Annotated in this window: 13 protein-coding genes; 4 read left to right on the forward strand and 9 right to left on the reverse strand. The window is 69.9% G+C overall.

Annotated elements, in window-relative coordinates; all coding sequences use genetic code 11:
• Positions 1-29: 29 nt before the first annotated feature.
• The 7 genes from NX1_RS23690 to NX1_RS23720 form a co-directional block, all read right to left on the reverse strand.
• The gene (locus NX1_RS23690; RefSeq protein WP_068063451.1) at positions 30-1409 is read right to left on the reverse strand and encodes an alpha/beta hydrolase family protein; all 1380 of its coding nucleotides are present in this window, start codon (positions 1407-1409) and stop codon (positions 30-32) included.
• Between the two features lie 240 nt (positions 1410-1649).
• On the reverse strand, positions 1650-2684 hold the full coding sequence (locus NX1_RS23695; protein ID WP_068063453.1) for an ATP-dependent 6-phosphofructokinase: 1035 nt from the start codon (positions 2682-2684) through the stop codon (positions 1650-1652).
• Between the two features lie 149 nt (positions 2685-2833).
• On the reverse strand, positions 2834-3715 hold the full coding sequence (locus tag NX1_RS23700) for a serine hydrolase family protein (RefSeq protein WP_068063454.1): 882 nt from the start codon (positions 3713-3715) through the stop codon (positions 2834-2836).
• A gap of 555 nt (positions 3716-4270) precedes the next feature.
• Entirely contained in the window at positions 4271-4849 is a 579-nt protein-coding gene (locus NX1_RS23705) for a hypothetical protein (RefSeq protein ID WP_157119994.1), read from the reverse strand.
• A gap of 193 nt (positions 4850-5042) precedes the next feature.
• The gene (locus tag NX1_RS38450; protein WP_281217004.1) at positions 5043-7064 is read right to left on the reverse strand and encodes a serine/threonine-protein kinase; all 2022 of its coding nucleotides are present in this window, start codon (positions 7062-7064) and stop codon (positions 5043-5045) included.
• A 51-nt stretch (positions 7065-7115) separates the two neighbouring features.
• Positions 7116-7805 (reverse strand): response regulator, encoded by a 690-nt coding sequence (locus tag NX1_RS23715; RefSeq protein ID WP_068063467.1) that lies wholly within the window; start codon positions 7803-7805, stop codon positions 7116-7118.
• Positions 7802-9178 carry a sensor histidine kinase gene (locus NX1_RS23720; protein ID WP_068063468.1) on the reverse strand — a complete coding sequence of 459 codons (1377 nt, stop codon included), beginning with the start codon at positions 9176-9178 and terminating at the stop codon, positions 7802-7804. Before NX1_RS23720 ends, NX1_RS23715 begins: the two co-directional genes overlap by 4 nt.
• Before the next feature lie 227 nt (positions 9179-9405).
• On the opposite strand from NX1_RS23720, the gene NX1_RS23725 reads away from it, so the two are divergent.
• Genes NX1_RS23725 through NX1_RS23735 form a run of 3 tightly spaced genes read left to right on the forward strand, consistent with a single transcriptional unit; the run spans position 9406 to position 12961 of the window.
• Positions 9406-9690, forward strand: coding sequence for a hypothetical protein (locus tag NX1_RS23725; RefSeq protein WP_245668647.1), 285 nt, complete (start codon positions 9406-9408; stop codon positions 9688-9690).
• Between the two features lie 29 nt (positions 9691-9719).
• Entirely contained in the window at positions 9720-10472 is a 753-nt protein-coding gene (locus NX1_RS23730; RefSeq protein ID WP_068063471.1) for an ABC transporter ATP-binding protein, read from the forward strand.
• Positions 10469-12961 carry an ABC transporter permease gene (locus NX1_RS23735; protein WP_068063472.1) on the forward strand — a complete coding sequence of 831 codons (2493 nt, stop codon included), beginning with the start codon at positions 10469-10471 and terminating at the stop codon, positions 12959-12961. Before NX1_RS23730 ends, NX1_RS23735 begins: the two co-directional genes overlap by 4 nt.
• 36 nt (positions 12962-12997) lie before the next feature.
• Here the strand turns inward: NX1_RS23735 and NX1_RS38560 are convergent, their stop codons facing one another.
• A complete protein-coding gene (locus NX1_RS38560; protein ID WP_174555512.1) occupies positions 12998-16351 on the reverse strand; it encodes a serine/threonine-protein kinase in 3354 nt (1117 codons plus the stop codon).
• A 271-nt stretch (positions 16352-16622) separates the two neighbouring features.
• On the opposite strand from NX1_RS38560, the gene NX1_RS23745 reads away from it, so the two are divergent.
• Positions 16623-17519: a serine hydrolase gene (locus NX1_RS23745; RefSeq protein WP_245668648.1), complete on the forward strand. Its 897-nt coding sequence runs from the start codon at positions 16623-16625 to the stop codon at positions 17517-17519.
• On the opposite strand, the gene NX1_RS23750 is transcribed toward NX1_RS23745, so the two are convergent.
• Complete coding sequence (locus NX1_RS23750; RefSeq protein WP_068063473.1) at positions 17520-18185, reverse strand: response regulator; 666 nt, start codon at positions 18183-18185, stop codon at positions 17520-17522. It abuts the gene before it with no gap.
• Between the last annotated feature and the right edge of the window lie 159 nt (positions 18186-18344).

An 18344-nucleotide genomic window follows, 5' to 3' on the forward strand; every position in this document is an offset into this window, starting at 1 on the left:
GCCGACCTCCGCGGTTCGCGTCGGGGGAATTACTTCGGGGGGAACCGCTTGGTGAGCCAGTCCGTCACATAGGTGAGGACCTGCGGATCGATGGTCGTCGGGATCGTCGTGTACTCGCTGGGCAGACCCGTCTGGGTGGGCTGCATCAGGTGGTTGAGGCCCGGGAACACGTGCACGGTGGCGTCCGGGTCACCGGCGAGCAGCGTACGGGCGGGCGGCTCGTTCTGCGTGGCGAGCACCTGGAGATCCTTGTCGCCGAAGAAGGCGAGCACCGGGATCCGCAGCGCGGACAACGCGGGCGCGGGATCGTAGGCGATCAAGGCGGCGAAGTACGGGGTGATCTCGGCGCCCGCCTGGTTGTCCGGAACACGCTGGTCCTCGGGCAGCGCCGCGTTGTTGCGCTTGGCCAGCGCCTTGGCGCCTTCCAGATCGCCCTTCTTCAGCAGTTCGACCATCTCGGTGGTTTCGCGCACCTGCTTGTCGATCTCCTCGGGAGGCGCGCCGTTGGCGGCCAGCAACGCCCTGGTCTGTTCGATCAGCACGTCGCCGCCGGGCACCGTCGGCCCCGCCATCAGGATCGCAAAGGCCACGCCGCTGTCGGGCTGCGCCGCGACCATCGGCGCGAGGTAGCCGCCCTCGCTGTGGCCGAGCAGCCCGACGCGCGCCGGGTCGATGTCGGGGCGGGCGCGCAGGAAGCGCACGCCCGCGGCGACGTCGCCGGACAGGTCGGTGTAGTTCGACTGGTCCAGGTTGCCGCCGCTGCCGCCGACGCCGCGGTCGTCGGTGCGCAATACCGCGTAGCCCGCGCGGGTGAGAGTGTCGGCCAGCAGCAGGAAGGGCTTGTGGTGCATCAGCTCTTCGTTGCGGTCCTGCGGGCCGCTGCCGGTGATCAGCAGCACCGCGGGAAACGGTCCCGGCCCTTCGGGTTCGGTGAGCGTGCCCGCGATGGTGATGCCGCCGCTGGTATAGCTCACGTCCTCGGAGCGGTACGGGAACGGCGGTCGCGGTTCCTGCGGCCTGGCGAGCTGCGCGACGGCGCCGCGCTCCAACGTCAGCGGGTACGACTGCCCGAACTGCGTGAAATCACCGGTGATCCGGTCGGATCCGGCGTCGTAGACGCCCTTGAAGGCCGGATCGCCCTGGATGTCCGGGATCGCGAAGGCGACACCGGTGCGGTCGGATCGTACGTCCTTCAGCGGCTCGTCCTGCACGCCCTGCACCGGGATGTCGATGGTGGCGGTGCCGTCGCCAGCGAAGGTGACCCCGATGTCCAGCGGCTGGCCGGGAACCTGGATCGCACCGTGCCAATCCCCCGTGGTCGGTTCCGGCGGGTTCGACTCCTCGGCGCAACTCGTCACCAGCGCGGCGACGACGAACAGGACCAATGCGAGCACTCGACCGGTACGCATGCCAGCGACAGTACCGATGACGACGCCCGACCGGGATCAACCGCGAGTCGCGCGTATGTACGCCCCGGGAATGATCCGTCCTCCACGGCATCCCGGAGGCGGGTCACTCCCCGCGCGCGTACCTGACCGCAGCGGCGACGGCCGCCATGTCCATCTCCGGGTCCGCGACCTCGCCGAACTCGAGCATCGCGTCCTCGACGAGACCCATGGCGGCCAGCGTAATTCCGCTGGGGGCAGGTGTCAGCCGAAAAACGCCTCCGCTTCGCGGTAGCGGTCGGCGGGGACTCGCTTGAGCTGCTTGGTGGCCTCCGAGAGCGGCACCAGGTCGATGGTGGTGCCGTGCAAGGCGACCATCTGGCCGAATCGCCCCGCGTGCACCGCCTCGGCGGCGTGCAGGCCGAATCGGGTGGCGAGCACGCGGTCGTAGGCTGTCGGGCTGCCGCCGCGCTGGACGTGGCCGAGCACGGTCGTGCGCACCTCCTTGCCGATGCGGCGTTCGATCTCGGCGCCGAGCTGCTGGGCGACACCGGTGAACCGCTCGTGCCCGAATTCGTCGATGCCGCCTTCGCGCAGCGCGAAGCCGGAGTCGGGCGCCGGATGCGAACCTTCCGCGACGACGCAGATGAAGTGCTTGTCGCCCCGCTGGAAGCGGCGTTTGATCATCGCGCAGACCTCGTCCACGTCGAACGGGACCTCGGGCACCAGAGTCAGGTGCGCGCCCGCGGCCATGCCGGAGTTGATCGCGATCCAGCCCGCGTGCCTGCCCATCACCTCCACCAGCATCACGCGCTGGTGCGATTCGGCCGTGGTGTGCAGGCGGTCGATCGCCTCGGTGGCGATGGTCAGCGCGGTGTCGTGGCCGAATGTGACGTCGGTGCAGTCGATGTCGTTGTCGATGGTCTTGGGCACCCCGACCACGGGCACGCCCTCCTCGGACAGCCAGCTCGCGGCGGTGAGGGTGCCTTCGCCGCCGATCGGGATGAGTGCTTCGATGCCGTTGTCGTCGAGGGTCTGTTTGATCTGGCCCAGGCCAGCCAGCAGCACGTCGGGATTGGTGCGTGCGGTGCCGAGCATGGTGCCGCCCTTGGTGAGCAGCCGGTCGGTGCGGTCGTCGTTGAGGATGTTGATCTTCCGGTCTTCCAATAAGCCGCGCCAGCCGTCCTGGAAGCCGACGATCGCGTCCCCGTACCGTCCGTTCGCGGTGCGAACGACGGCGCGGATCACCGCGTTCAGTCCTGGACAGTCCCCGCCTCCGGTCAAGACTCCGATGCGCATGGCCGCTATCTTGCACCGCTCGGCGATGTTCGGCAGCCCCGACCCCGTGAAGCCTGGGTTACGTCCCGCTCAGCGCGGCATTCGCCGCGCGAGTCGGGTCGCACTCGGGTCGGCGCGGGGTCCATCGACGCTGGTCGCGGCGGTTTCCCTCAGCGCGGGCAGCGGCCGCTGGACAGTTCGTCGATGTGTTCGGAGACGAGCGTGGCCATCGCGTCGAGCGCGCTCATGCCGTCGGAGAACGCGCCGGAATCGGGTTGGGCGGCAAAGGCGACGGCGATCTTCCCCGTCGGACCGTCGATGATGCCGAACTGGCGCACCAGATAGTCGCCGGCGGCATCCGGTCCCCAGCCACCCTTGAACTCCGCGCCGCGGATGTTGCCGAGGCCCCAGCGGTGATTGGGCACGATCTCGGTCATCAGGTCGAGCACGGTCTCCGACTGCGGCAGGCAGGGTAGTCGCGAGGCGAAACGCGCCTGCTCGGTCAGCGACCATTCCGCTTGACCGAACGCCGAATGCTCGGCGCGGCTGCGCGTCGCGGGGACCACGGTCTTGCCGTCGCCGCCCTCGCGGAGCACCGCCTCGACGGCCTTGGCCGCCTCCTGCGGACTGCCGAGCCCCTGCCACAGCGTGTCGGCCGCGGCGTTGTCGGAGGAGGCGATCGCGGCCGTCATGGAGTAGCTCGAGACGGACGGGTTACGGCGCTGCGCGGCGATGACCAGCGGGACCTTCATGGTCGACCAAGCCGGGCCGGTGGTCCAGTCGCCGAAGGTCATCACTCGCTCACCGCCCACCGCCATGATCGCCATGCCGAAATGACCGCGCTGCCCGGCGCGGAATTCCTGGAAGTCTCCGGCCAGCGTGCCCGGCAGCGTGAACTCCAGGTTCATCTGGTCGCTGCGCGCGGCGGCCTCGGTGATGGTCGTCGCCTCGGTGGAAACGCTGGGGCCGGTGCCGCACGAGGTCAGCGCCGCAACGGCGAGCAGGCCCGCGCCAAGCGCTTTTCCGAAGCGCCCGCATCGATCAGTAGACATCTTTCGGTACATCCTCGTCGCGAACTCCCCCCGGTCTCGGTGTCAGTAGAGCGTGCCGACAACGTACTGGGAACGACTGTCGATCACCCATTTCCGCCGGACGGCGGCCTATGCCGAACTGCCACGGCGGATTCCACGCGCTCTCGGGGCGCGGGGCGTCCGCACGGCACGCGAGGCGCGGACCAGCGGAATTGTGGACCAGAAGGGTTCGGGCAGGCCGGACACGGCGCCCGGAATACGGACGCGCACACGCGAACACGCGAGTACGTTCGTCGTCGCCGAACCAGGCAGGGACGTCGGGAGTAACAGGAGGGGGCACCTTCACCTTCCAGCCAGGCTTCGCCGGGCGGTCGGAACGGTACCGACACGCGCGTATTGCTGGCGGCCGATCCTACCCGGAACTCGCCGGTTGTGACCCCTTGAACCGCACCGGATTCCGCGACTCTTCCATACCCTTTGGACATCACCGCAGAACAGCGCCTACGGCGGCGGCGCTTTCGCCGAAACTTCTCGCAATACGACTGGACAGCCTGGCGTCGACGGAGTCGGCCGATGTCACTCGGCGTAAGTCATCAGCACTGCCAGCGACCCGACGATCTGCGCGCACCGCAACGGCGCGAGATCGGCCGGAATGCTCACCGCGACACCGCGCAGCACCTCGAGCGCCGTCGTATGGCCGCCGCGCTGCTCCACCAACCGGGCGCCGTGGACCGCGAGTGCCGCTATCTCCCGCCGATCCTCCATGCAGACGGCGTCGGCGAGATCGAGAGCCGTTTGATATCGCCCGAGATCCTCCTCGGTCGCGGCGGCGGCGAGATCGACGCCGGCCAATTCGGACTCGAGCACGAGATCGGCCGGATCGAGCGACGCGTCGGCGCGGCCGGGGCGATCGCCCGACGAGGCCCGCGGTCCGGCATAGCCGAGCAGCGCGAGACAGGCCGCGAGGGCGAGGGCCGCCCCGAGTACGACCGTCCACACCTCCGACACCCGCGGGGGACCGTGCGCGAGGCGCGTCGGAGATCGGCCCCGCGGACCGGAGGACGCAGAGCGGACGATCGACGAGAGGTCGGGCATCGCACCTCCTGAAAGGTCGCTGACAGTTAACTCATCGATCGGTGTCGCGGTCGGCGTCATGACGCCACCCGCAGCACCGAGTCCGCCGCCGATCGGCGCACTCTGGTCGCGAATTCCCACTCAAATGGTTCTCACCTCGCAAATCGAGGAAAGCTATCAGTTCGTGACCTAGCGGCAGCCGTGTGGAATTCGATGCGTCTCGTGCACATTCCGATCGGCCGATCAAGATAGCTGGACGTGCGCGAAATCCACGTCAGTAGACGTAGACCAGCGCGTTCTCACCGCCGGTGCAGGTCACGACCTGCCCTTGGGCCGCACAGGTCATGGTGTAGCTCCGACCGGTGACCGGGCTGACGGCCACCACCGACCGAGAGCCGCCCCCACTCCCCGCCGCCGCGTAGGCCTTGCGCACTTCCTCCGCGAACGGACAGCTGGTGACGGCGTTGCCGATGGCGGCCCTGGAGAACGCGCCGGTTCCCTGACCCGCGCCGCACGGGGTCGCGCCGTCGGGCAACCGCGCGGGTGCGTTGGACGTCGAGGCGGGAGCGGTCGTGCGCGCGGCCGAGGTGGCGGCGGCGCCCGGCGCGCGCGCCGTGGTCAGGGACGTATCCGTCCGGCCTTGGGAGGCCGTGTCGGTCACTGTCTCGCGGGACATCGTCTGCCAGACGACCGCGCCGGACACGGTGACCACGACGATCACCACCACCGCGAACAGTAGGGGCAGCACAATGGACCGGCGCGGCTGGTCCGCAGGATAGTGCGAGAAATAGGGGTCGGCATGGTCGTAGCGCTCGCCGTAGGCGTCGTACCCGCGCGGCGGATGCGATTCGCCGACCGGGCCCTGCGCGACGTGGTCGGCGTAGGTCGGCTGCGCGACGGGTTGCGCGCCGTGCCGCGGCTGGGGCGGCGGGGCGAACGGCGCTTCCGGGTACCGCTGGGTCTCCGGCGCGGCTTGCGGCACCTCGGGCACCGGCGGCGCCGCGTAGCGCTGCGTCTCCGGCGCGGCTTGCGGCACCTCCGGCACCAAGGGGGCGTAGCGCTGCGTCTCCGGCGCGGTGAACTGCGCGGGTCCTTGCGGCGCCGGGTACTGCTCCGCGTACCGAGGCTCGTTGTATCCGGTTGCGCCGTAGGGATTCTCGGCGTAAGGAGGTTCGCCGTACCGCTGGGACTCCGGGTAGAGATGCGCGTCGGGAAACGGCCGAACCTGCGGCAGCGGTCCGGTCGCGGGCGGTGTCTGCGGCTGCTGGGGCGGCAGCGGGGTGAACTGGATGTCGGCGGGCCGGATCTCGGTCGGCGCGGTCGGATGGATGATCGCGGGAACCGATAGCTCCCCGGTGGATTCCGGCGGCACGGTCGCCCCGCGCACGGTCGGATCCGACTGCCCGAACCTGGCGGGATCGGGGGCGCGCACCACGAAGGTGGGCCCGGTGGCGGCGGGCGACGGCGATCCAACCACGGCGCGGGCCGCACGCGCCAGCTCGCTCGCGGTCGCGAAACGGTCCGCGGGATCCTTGGCCATCCCACGCGCGATCACGTCGTCCAGGCCGGGCGGGATACCGGGACGCTCGACGCTCGGCTGCGGCGGCGGATCGGAAAGATGGGACTTGATCAGCACACTCATGCTCGCCGCCGGGAACGGCGTTGCCCCGGTGAGGCATTCGTGCAGCACGCAGGCCAGCGAGTAGATATCGGCGCGACCGGTCACCTGGCCGACGTCGAAACGCTCAGGCGCCATGTAGATGTACGAGCCGACCGCCATACCGACCTGGGTGACCGCCGAATCGCCCTCGGTGTGGGCGATGCCGAAATCGACCAGGTAGGCGAAGTCCGCGTCGGTGACGAGAATGTTGGCGGGTTTGACGTCGCGGTGCACCAGACCGCCCGCGTGCGCGGCATCGAGCGCGGCGGCGATCTGTTCGACGATGAACACGGCGCGGTCCGGGCTCAGCGGCCCCTGCCCGCGCAGGACAGAGCGCAGGTCGACCCCGTTGACCAGCCGCATATCGATGAACAGGACGCCGTCGATCACGCCCCAGTCGTGGATCGGGATGACGTGCGGCTCGGCCAGTCGCGCCGCGGCCTGCGATTCCCTGCGGAAACGCACCTGGTACACCGGGTCTTTGGCGAGTTCCTCGGACAGCAGCTTGACCGCGACCACGCGGTCCTTCACCGTGTCATAGGCCTCGTAGACCTCGCCCATGCCCCCTTTGCCCAGCAGCGAGCGCAACTCGTACGGCCCGAACCGACTGCCTACTCGCCATCCAGGTCCGTCCACCCCGTGCAACCTCCACATCCCAGGCGGCGACCCATGGGTGCGGGCTGCCCGTCAAAGAGTGGATTCTCCGGGTGCGACCACCCCGTGGTCAAACGCAAAGACGATCGCCGCGGCGCGATCTCGCAGGTCGAGCTTGCCGAATATGTGCCCGACATGGCTTTTCACGGTGACTTCCGAGATGCCGAGCTGCCTGGCGATTTCCGCGTTGGCGCGGCCGCGGCCGATGAGTTCGAGCACCTCGTACTCGCGCGCGGTCAAGTCGGCGAGCCTGCTGTCGGTGCGGGCCGCCACCGGGCGGGCCGTTCGATAGGTCGTCAGCACGCGATCGGTCACCGAAGGGTCGAGCCATGCCCCGCCCGTCGCCACCATCCGCACCGCGCGGATCAGGTCCTCGGCGGGCGAATCCTTGAGGATGAACCCGGCGGCGCCCGCGCGCAGCGCGCCGGACAACAGCTGGTCGTCGTCGAACGTGGTGAGCACCAGCACCGGCGGCGCGCCCTCGACGGCGCGCAGCAGCCGGGTGGCGTCGATGCCGCCGACGCGCTTCATGCGCAGATCCATCAGCACCACGTCCGGCTTGCCCGCGGCGACCGCGGCGGGCACCTCGTCACCGTCGGCGCATTCGGTCACCAGGAAACCGTCGCGGCGGCGCAGGATGCGACGCAGACCGCCGCGCACCAATTCTTGATCGTCGACGACGAGGACGGCGATGGTGTCGGCGTCCGGCGCTGCGGCTGTCACGCACCCTCCCGCAGGATGTTTCGCGGCTTGGAGCCGATGGGCGGCAGCGCGGCAGCGGCGTCGGCGAGCAGTCCGGGCAGCGGGCACGACACCCACGACTTGGTGGTGGCGAGCGGAAACTCCGCCCGCACCGACCAACCGTCCTCGCTGGGTCCGGCGGTCAGCCGCCCGCCGAGGAGTTCGGTGCGTTGCCACATGCCGGACAGACCCATGCCGTGCCCGCGTTGCGCGGGCAGACCGCCGGGCAGCGTGTTGCTCACCATGAGCGCGGCCGTGGCGTCGTCCACCGCGAGCACGACGGTCGCCGTCGCCCCCGGCGCGTGCTTGACCACGTTGGCCAGCGACTCCTGGCCGATGCGGTACAGCGCCAAGCCAACGGCCGCCGATACCGGCGACAGATCGTCGGTGCACCGGTATCGCACGTCGAGTCCGGCGCGCACGAAATCGCCGACCAGGTCCTCGATATCGCCGACGCTCGGTTCCGGAACCAGCTTCGAAGGCCGCTTGTCCAGTAGTCCGACAGTGCGGCGGATGTCGGCCATCGCTTGGCGGCCCAGGCGTTCGGCGTCGACCAGTGCCTCCACCGCTTCGTCCACATCGCGGTCGGTTTCCAGCGCGTGCCTGGCGGCGGTGAGGTGCAGCAGGGTGATGCTCAGCGAATGGGCGATGACGTCGTGCACCTCGCGGGCGATCCTGCGGCGCTCCTCCTCGGCCGCGTGTGCCGCGCGCATGTCCTGATAGTGGCGTTCCTGGTAGAGGAAGCGACGCTGGTACTGCAACATCAGCCCGCACATCAGCCCGAGCACGACGCCGATGCTGTACATCGGCATCCCCTCGAAGCGTTCGTTGTCGGCGCTCCACAGCACGTGGCCGAACATGTCGAAGGCCACCAGCTCGGCGACCGCGCCGATCGCCACCGCGACGCCGACCCGCACCGACGCGATCGCCGCCACTTCACCGACGATGATGACCAGCACGAACGGCGCGACATCCGTCGAGACCGGCTGGAGCAGGAACAGCCCGGCCGCCGCCATCCCGCACACGCCGAGGGTTGCCGGATTGGGCACGACGCCGAGCAGGCAGAACGCGGGGACCGAGACGAACAACAGCAACACGGCCGCCAAGGGCAACGCCGTCGGGAAGTAGGCGTGCCGCTGCACGGTCGCCGCGACGCCGATCACGAAGGTCATGATGTCGGCGATGATGATGACTTTCGGCGGATAGTCGAACGGCAACTCCGTCAGACTGCGCTGGAACATGCCGATCGGATCGCGCGCGAACTCGCGGACGCGATCACGCACCCGCCCGCGCTCGCGCAGCGGAATCGCCTGCCTCGCGCCCGGCCGCGAAGGGATGACATGCGTCACATCCATGCTGCCAGGCTAGTCGGCAGACAGTCGCCGACGCATCGTTCCGCAAACGGTCCGGCTCTCCTACCACGGTAGGAGATCGATTCTCGTCCTCGGCACGACGACACTCCCGTCAGCGCTCCGTAGCGTTGGCCGCATCCTCGCCGTACGGCCCGATCGGCGGTGCGGCGGACGCATCACGAAAGGCCGATGTCATGTCCTGGGAAGAACAACACGCTCGGACCGAAATCGTGCACACCGTACTCGCCCGCGCGGCGGCCGATCCGGAAAGTCCCGACCTGTTCGAAGGGATTCCCGGCCTGGATCGATTGTTCGGCGGCCCGGAGGGGGTGCTGCTCGCCCTGAAGTATCGCTGGCAACTGCACCTCGACGTCAAAATGGAGCAAGCCTTGACGCAGGGACAGTCCGCGGTCGAGGCCTATCTCGAGCTCGCCGCGGAGCAGCCCGTGCTGCGCGCGGTGCTCGATTGCCAGTATCGTCGCCGCCACCGGGCGTCCGAGGCACTGGCGCGTTAGCACAGTCGAAAGAAAGTGGGGGAACCACGATGTCGGAACCGGCCATGTTGGAACTATCGGACATCATCAAGCAGTACCGGGTGGGCGAGCAGACAGTGCGCGCGCTCGACGGCATCGGATTGCGTATCGAGGCAGGCGAATTCACGTCGATCATCGGTCCGTCCGGCTCCGGCAAGAGCACGCTGCTGCATCTGCTCGGCGCGCTGGACAGCCCCGATTCTGGATCGATTCGCTTCCAGGGCAACGAGATCGGGGCGCTGAACGAGGAACAGCAGTCCGAGTTCCGCCGCCACCAGGTCGGCTTCATCTTCCAGTTCTTCAACCTGCTGCCGACGCTGTCCGCGTGGGAGAACGTGGCGATCCCGAAGTTGCTCGACGGCACCGGATTACGCAAGGCCAAGCCGAAGGCGCTGGAACTGCTCGAGCGCGTCGGGCTGAGCAACCGGGCCGAGCACCGTCCCGCCGAATTGTCCGGCGGCCAGATGCAGCGGGTGGCGGTGGCGCGGGCGTTGATCATGGACCCGCCGCTCATCCTGGCCGACGAACCGACCGGCAACCTGGACTCCAAAACCGGCGCGGCGATCCTGGAACTGCTCGGTGACATCGCGGGCAACGGCAATTCGGTGGTCATGGTGACCCACGACATGGGCGCGGTGGAGTACTGCGACCGGGTGATCACGCTGCGCGACGGCAAGATCGGCTCCAACGACCGGGTCGAGCGAAGCGCCCGCGCCGAGCCGGACACGGACGCGGCGGTGGACGAGGGTTCGGTGCGCGCATGATCCGGGCGGGCTGGGATCGGCTGCGGCTGTTCAACTTCGGCGAACTGCTCGCGCACCGCGGGCGCACCGTCATGTCGCTGACCGTGATGGGCGTTTCGGCCTCGCTGCTGGTCGCGGTGCTGAGCATCTCCGGTTCGGTCACCGGGTCGGTGGACCAGCTCACCAAGTCGCTCGGCGGTAAGGCGGTGCTGGAGATCACCGGCATCACCGACGCCGGCTTCGATCAGCGACTGCTGCCGCGCATTTCGGCGACACCGGGCGTCGACAAGGCGGTGCCGATGCTGCGCGCCCAGCTCGGCACGGGCGAGGATCGCGCGCTGCTGCTCGGCGCTGACGCCGGCATCACGGCGCTCGGCAGCGAGATCGCCGGGCCGATGGGCGCGCAGGCAGGCAAACTGATCACCACGCCCAACGGCGTCCTCGTCGGCGCCGCGATGGGTTATTCGGAAGGCGACCGGTTCCCGCTCGGCACTGGCACCGTCACCGTGGCCGGTGTCCTCGACGCGGATACCTCGGACAAGCTCAACGGCGGCCACATCATCGCCGCCCCACTGGGTTTGGCGCAGACGCTGACCGGCAGGGCGGGCAAGCTGGACTCGGTGCAGATCGTCGCGACGGACGGCGCCGACCTCGGCGAGCTGCGCTCCGCGCTGACCGCGGCGGTGGACGGCCGCGCCGTCGTCGCCGACCCGGATCTGCGCACCGCGCAGGCGAGCGGGGCGATCCAGATCGTCCGCTATTCGACGCTGATGTCCTCGGCCGCCGCGCTGATCGTCTCGGCGTTCCTGATCTACAACGCGATGAGCATGGCGGTCGCCCAGCGCAGGCCGACGCTGTCGCTGCTGCGCGCCATCGGCGGCAAGCGCGGGCCGATGGTGCGCGATCTGCTCGCCGAGGCGGCGCTGCTCGGGCTGTTCGGCGGCGCGGTCGGCGCGGTCATCGGTATGTTCATGGGCCGCACCGCGATCGACCGCCTGCCCGCCGCCATGGTGCAGTCGGTGGAGGCGCGTACCGAGTACATGGTGCCCGGCTACGCGATCCCGGCCGCGGTGGCGGCCTGCGTGCTGGCCAGCGTCATCGCCTCCGCCCTCGCCGCCAGGCAGGTCTACAAGGTGCAGCCGATCGAGGCGCTGGCGCCGGTCGGCGTCGGCCAGTCCGACTCGGTCCGCCCGCCGCTGCGCTGGGCGGCGGCGGCGCTCGGCATCGGCCTCGCGGTAGCCGCCGTCTTCGTCGCGAGGGCCGACCTCGGCAGGCTTTCGCTCGCGTCCATCACGATGGCGTTCACGGCGACGGTGCTCGTCTGCTTCGCGGCCACCGGGCCCATCGTGCGCACCGCGGCCGCCATCGCCCGCCGCTTCGGCGCGCCCGGTGCGCTCGGCTCGACCACATTGGAGCGCGCGCCGCGCCGGGTCTGGGCGACGGCGATGACCGTGATGATCGGCGTGTCCGCCACCGTGGCGATGGGCGGCGCGTCCGCCAACATGGTCGACTCGGCCACCGCCTCGTTCCAGGACCTGGGCCGGACGGACATCTACGTCAGCCCGACGGCGATGGAGCAGTTCCCGACCGGGCCGGTGCTGCCCGCCGGACTGGCGGACACCATCGCGCGGCTGCCCGGCGTCGAGCGGGTGAATCCCACGCAGATGGCCTTCGCCACCCTCGGCACCGGGCGCGTCATGCTGCAGGGCTACCCGACCGCGCAGGGCGATGTGCGCACCAGCTCCGTCGACCGGGATCTGTTGCCGCGCATGGCCTCCGGCGAAGGCGTGGTGATCTCCCGCGACGTGGCGCGCTCGCTCGGGGTGAGCACCGGCTCCGAGCTGACCCTGCAGACGCCGACCGGTCCGCACCGGGTCGAGGTGTTGCAGGTGATCCCGTACATGTCCGCGATCTCGGGCATCGTGATGATGGACATCGAGTCCCTGCGGCAGTGGTATCAGCGGCCCGGTGAGACCATCCTCGCCATCGACATCGAGCCGGGCGCGGATCGGGCCGCGGTGCAGGCCGCCGTCCGCGCCGCCGTACCGGAGCAGATCTATGTGAGCTCGGGCGCGGACGCCGTGACCGCGATCTCCTCGAGTATGCGGCAGGGTTCGGTGATGAGCCGGGCGATTCTGTGGATCGTGGTGCTGGTGGCGACCGTCGCGCTGCTGAACACCCTGATGCTCTCGGTGCTCGAACGCCGCCGCGAGCTCGGCGTGCTGCGCGCCATGGGCACCAGCCGCAAGTTCCTGCTGCGCTCGGTGCTCGCCGAAGCGGCGGGAATCGGACTCATCGGCGCGGCAATCGGTCTCGCGGTCGGCGCGGCGATCCAGTATCTGGCGACCGTCGCCATCGGCCACGCCATGACCATCGACATCGTCTACGAGCCGAGCCCGATGCTGCTCGTCTACGGCACCGCGGCACTCGGGCTGGCGTTGCTCGGCTCCATCCCGCCCGCGTTGCGTGCGGCGCGTATGCCGATCGTGGAGGCGTTGGCGGTCGACTGACTTGGCGGGTGGTGCTACTTCGCGTCGCGCCACCCGTCACAGTGGCGCCGTCGTCCACCACTCCGCTAATTCGTCCTCGGCGGGTCGCAGCGGCGACTGCGGATTCCGGGCCGGCCCCCGATAACTCGCGTACACAAGGTAATTCGCGTGACTCGTGTCGGAGGGGAAGCCGACCACGAGCTTGGCGGTATAGTAGTGCGACGGCACCGGTCCCGGCGGATCCGCCCGGATCCACAGGTGCTGGGTGAAGGGCACGCCCGATTTACGACCCGGCGTCGCGGCATTGGCGGGCAGCGTCTCGATCACCGACCGCGCCGCGGCGGCGGACTGGTATTCCAGCACGGTGTAGCTCATGCCGAACGGGTTGTCGACGTCGCGACGGCATTCCCAGGCGAGGACCCACGGGCTCGAGGTGAGCGTCTCCTCGTCGATGTTCAACCGATCCCCGCGCCTCTCGGCGTAACAGGTGGCCTCCTCGTATGCCTCCCCGATGTCGCCCGCCTGCTGCGGAAGCAGCGTCGGGAACGCTCGCCTGCTCGCCGCCAGCGGATCCGGGGCCGGCGCGGGCGAGGCCGCCTTCGGAAGCGCGGTCGCCGGGGCGGCGGCGGTCTCTCCCGCATCGGACCGCGAGACGAGCACGACGACCACGGCGACCGTCAACGCGACGACCGTCACCAAGCCGAGCGCGAGTACACCGATCAGCCCGGTGAGGTGGCGGCGCGGTGGCGTCGGCTGGGCCCCAGGGGGATTCGGGCCGGGCGAATACCCCGGAGGTGGAACCGACGCCCCGTTGACGGGTCCCGAGCTTGGTCCCTGAGTCGGCCCTGGCCCTGGGCCTGGCGTCGCCCCCGGGATCTGCACCGGCATCGGCGGCACGGCATTCGGCGGTGGTCCACCGAGGTTCGGCGGCGGCGCGGGTGGGCGGTTCCGGGGTTCCGCAGCGCCCGCGGCCGCGCCGCCGGACGGGTCGCCCAACTGCGCGCTGGCATGCTCGGAACGCTCGCTCGCATCCGACTTCGCCTCGCCGCCAACGGACTCCGCTTCGTGCGCCGGCAACTCGAGCGAACCCACTGCCTTCGGCGGCGGCGACGCGTCCGCCGGACTGGACGCTCCCTCCCGTGGAGACCTCCGCGATGGCTCCGCGGAGCTTCCAGCCGTGAACGACTCCGGCTCCGCCGTCGCGTTTTCCAGCTCGCCCGGTACGCCCGAACCCACCGCCGACTCGTCATCGGCTTGCGATACAACAGCTTCAGCGCCGCGCCTCGTAGCACTCCGAGCCGAGCCCATCGCCGCACCTTGTATCGGCGAAACGCCGCGCGAACCCTCCGCCTCGCCGGACGGCGCCGCCCCTGACGCGGGGGGAGGACCGCTTGCCTCGGATGCGTTCGTCGGCATCGAAACCGGAGCCGACCGCGGCATTTCCAGCGGCCGCGGCATCAGCCGCTCCGCTGACTGTTGGCCCGCTCCGGCGGCAGATGTCTTCGGTGACAACGGAACCTGATCCGGCAACGGCCGATCGGGCAGCGACGCCCCCGAATCGACTGACGGTTGCACAGTGCCAGGCTGCCCGGGACCATGCGGCGACACGGTGGGCGGCATCGGCAATGGGCTAGGTTGCGCCGGAACCGGCGACTGCGCGATCGGGTCGGCCAACTGTTGCGCCGGGACATGCTGCCGTGCAGTGGGATCGGCCATCGGTTGCGGCGAGACAGTGCCCACTTCGCAGCCGGACATGTTCGGCGGCATTGCGTTAGACGCAAATTGCGGTGGAATAGGTTGTGACACAGAGGCAGCCGAGGACTGCTGCCAGGGCGGCTGGCCTGCGCCAGGAGCAGACGCATGCGGCGGTTGCGTCGAAACCGGCTGTTGTACAGCCGGGTCCGCCATCGGTTGCGACGGGGGCCGTTGGCCTCCGCCAGCAGACGCATGCGGCAGTTGCCCCGAAACCGGCTGTAGCACGGCCGGGTCCGCCATCGGTTGCGACGGGGACCGTTGGCCTGCGCCAGGAGCAGACGCATGCGGCAGTTGCCCCGAAACCGGCTGTTGCACGGCCGGGTCCGCCATCGGTTGCGACGGGGACGGTTGGCCGACACCGTGAGCAGCTGCGTTCGGCGGTAGCGGGACCGGAGACGGTTGCGGCGGAACCGGTGGTTGCGGCGTGGAAGCGGCCGACGGATGTACCGCGCCAGGGCGGCCCGGAGGCGCGTTCGGGGGCACCGTATCGGGAGCCGCGAGAGGCTGCGCCGGCACCGGCTGTTGCGGCACGGGCGGCTGCACGGAATGTGGAGGCACCGGCTGTTGCGGCCCGGGCTGCGGCTGCACGGGCTGCGGTGCCGGGGGATGCGGCGGCATGGGTTGCGGTGGCGCCTGCATCGGCTGCGGCACCGGCTGGGGCGGGATCTGCCTCAGAACCTGTTGCGGCGGGACATGTTGCGGTGGTACGGGTGGCGGCGGCATCGCATGCGGCATCGGCACGGGTGGCGGGTAGCCGGGGGGTGCGGGGTACGACTGGGGTGGGTAGGCCGGTGGCGGGATGACCGGTAGCGGGGGTGGGCCGACGGCGGTCAGCGCCTTGCGAGCCGCCGCGGCGAATTCGGTACAGGAGCGGTACCGGTGTTCCGGGCGTTTCGCCATGCCCGCCGCGAGCACCGCGTCCAGGGCGGGATTCAGGTTCGGCCTGCGCAACCGGACCGAGGGCAGCGGAAGCTGGAGGTGGCCGTGGATGATGTCGGCGGGATTGTCGGCGTCGAACGGCCCGACGCCGGCCAGCAGCCAGTACAGCGCGCAGGCCAGCGAGTACTGATCGGAGCGGTTGCCCAGTGGCGCGCCGGTCATCTGCTCCGGCGAGGCATAGGCCAGTGTGGCGGTGAACATGCCGGTCTGGGTCAGGTGGGCGGAGTCTTCGCGCAGCCTGGCGATGCCGAAATCGGTGAGGAAGACTCGCTCGCCCTGCCCGCCGCCGGACCTGGCCAGCATGATGTTGGCGGGCTTGACGTCCCGGTGCAGCACTCCCATGCCGTGCGCGTAATCCAGCGCGTCCGCGACGCCTTCGATGATCTGCACGGCCCGCTCGGGCGGCAGCGTCAGCGGGTTCACCGCCGCCGCGTCGACCCCGTCGACGTACTGCATGGAGATCCACAGCTGACCGTCCTCGGAGCCACGGTCGTACACCGCGACGATGCCGGGATGATCCAGTTGCGCGGCCAGGTCGGCCTCGCGCTCGAAGCGCGCTCGCACCTCGTTGTCCAGGAACAACTCACGGCTGAGGAGCTTGAGCGCGGTGCGCCGGGACAGTCTGGGGTGCCGCGCGAGATAGACCGAACCCATTCCGCCCTGCCCGAGCAGCCGTTCCACGGTGAATCCCGCGAACACCTCACCGCTACTGAGCAAGGCGACCCCCTTCCGGTCCGGAACAGCCAGCCTAATTCACGGCCGTATCGGAGGCGGAGGTAAGCCTGCATTCGCCCTGCTCAGAACGCTCGGTTTCGAATTCCGCGCGTTGATCGGCAAACTATGTACAGCACATCATCATCGCGTCACTTCCCACGAGCGAGAACGGTGGTGGGTTCTCGGCCGGTGATTCACCCGGACGGGTTGGACGGGTAGAAGGCACCGCCGAGGGCAGCGCGGGACGCGCAGGGCGGTGGGGAGGTGCACGGTGGTGAAGTCGGCTCGAATCGTTTCCCTATGTCGTCCGGTGGTGCGTGTCGGCGTCGCCGGGACGCTGTTGGCCATGGTCTCCTGCGGTTTGGGACCCGAACGAGCGGAGAAGCACACCACCGCGACCGTGACCGCGCAGACGGCGGGCACCTGGGCCGCGGGACGCACGGTGAGCCTGCCGAACTCGCTGGCCGCCGACTTCACCCAGTTGCAACCCACCCTGCCAGGACAGGTCGGCTTGGCGATCATGCCGGTGGGCGGAACCAGGATCACCGTCTTCGGGGATTGGACCACCGGCATCGCCTGGTCCACCATCAAGGTTCCGCTGGCCATCGCCGCGCTGCGCCACGACCCAGAGGGCGCCATGCTCGACGCGGAAGCGGCGATCACCATCTCCGACAACGCCGCCGCCGACGCGCTGTGGAATTCGCTGGGCGACGGGCTGGAGGCGGCCCAGGCCGTGCAGCAGGTGCTCGATGAGGCGGGCGACGCGGTCACCGGCGTCGCGGGCCCGCGCACCCGGCTGGACTACGAGGCGTTCGGCGCGACCGAGTGGTCGCTGACCGATCAGGTCCGGTTCGCCTCGCGCCTGCCGTGCCTGCCGCAGACCGAGACGGTGACCCGGCTGATGGGCGAGATCGTCCCCGACCAGGGCTGGGGTCTCGGCACTTTGGACGGCGCCGAGTTCAAGGGCGGGTGGGGTCCCGACGACGAGACCGGGGTCTACACGGCGCGCCAGTTCGGGCTGCTGCCGTCCCGGTCCGGTCTGGTGGCGGTCGCTCTTGCGGCACAAGCCGATTCGGGTAGCTTCGCGGACGCGACGGCGCTGCTCGACAGCCTCGCCGCGCTGCTCGGCCGCCATGTGGACGAGCTGCGCGGCGGCAAGTGCGCGGACTGATCAGCCGGGGGTGACCAGCCCTGATTCGTAGGCGAGCACGACGGCCTGCGCCCGGTCGCGCAGATTCAGCTTCGAGAAGACCTTGGAGACATGGGTCTTCACCGTCTGCTCGGCCACGAACAGCGCCTCGGCGATCTCGGTGTTGGACATGCCTTTCGCGATCAGCTCGAGTACCTCGCGCTCTCTCGGGGTGAGCGCGGCCAGTTGTGGCGCGGGTTTGGCGCGCGCGGCGGCGCGGCGGCTGGTGACATCGGCGATGAGCCTGCGGGTGACGGTCGGCGCGAGCAGCGCTTGCCCATCGGCGACCACCCGCACCGCGCGCACCAGTTCCTCGGCGGGCGCGTCTTTGAGCAAGAACCCGCTGGCGCCGAGGCTGAGCGCCTCGTACACGTAGTCGTCGATGTCGAACGTGGTCAGCATCAGCACCCGCACCGGCGGGTCGAAATTCGCCGCGAGAATGGCGCGCGCCGCGTCCAGTCCGTTCATCTCCGGCATGCGCACGTCCATCAGCACGACGTCGGGACGCAGCCGCTTGGCCTCCGCCACCGCGACCTTGCCGTCGGGGGCGTCGCCGACGACGCTGATGTCCGGTTGGGCGGCGAGCAGGGCGCCGAAACCCTGGCGGACCATCGCCTGATCGTCGGCGATCAAAACCGTTATTGCCACTCGCCCACCCTAATTGCCGCGCCCCGCGTGCGAGGCGCGCGCCCCGATCGCCTATCGCAAACCAGAGCAGCCGGGCTCAGGACACGGTCGGCGGCGCGACAACCGCCGCGGCCTCCGCGGGCCCGAGCGGCAGACGGGCCCGCACCTCGAACCCGCCGT

It is taken from the genome of Nocardia xishanensis NBRC 101358 (genome assembly GCF_001613365.1).
Taxonomy (GTDB): Bacteria; Actinomycetota; Actinomycetes; order Mycobacteriales; family Mycobacteriaceae; genus Nocardia; species Nocardia xishanensis.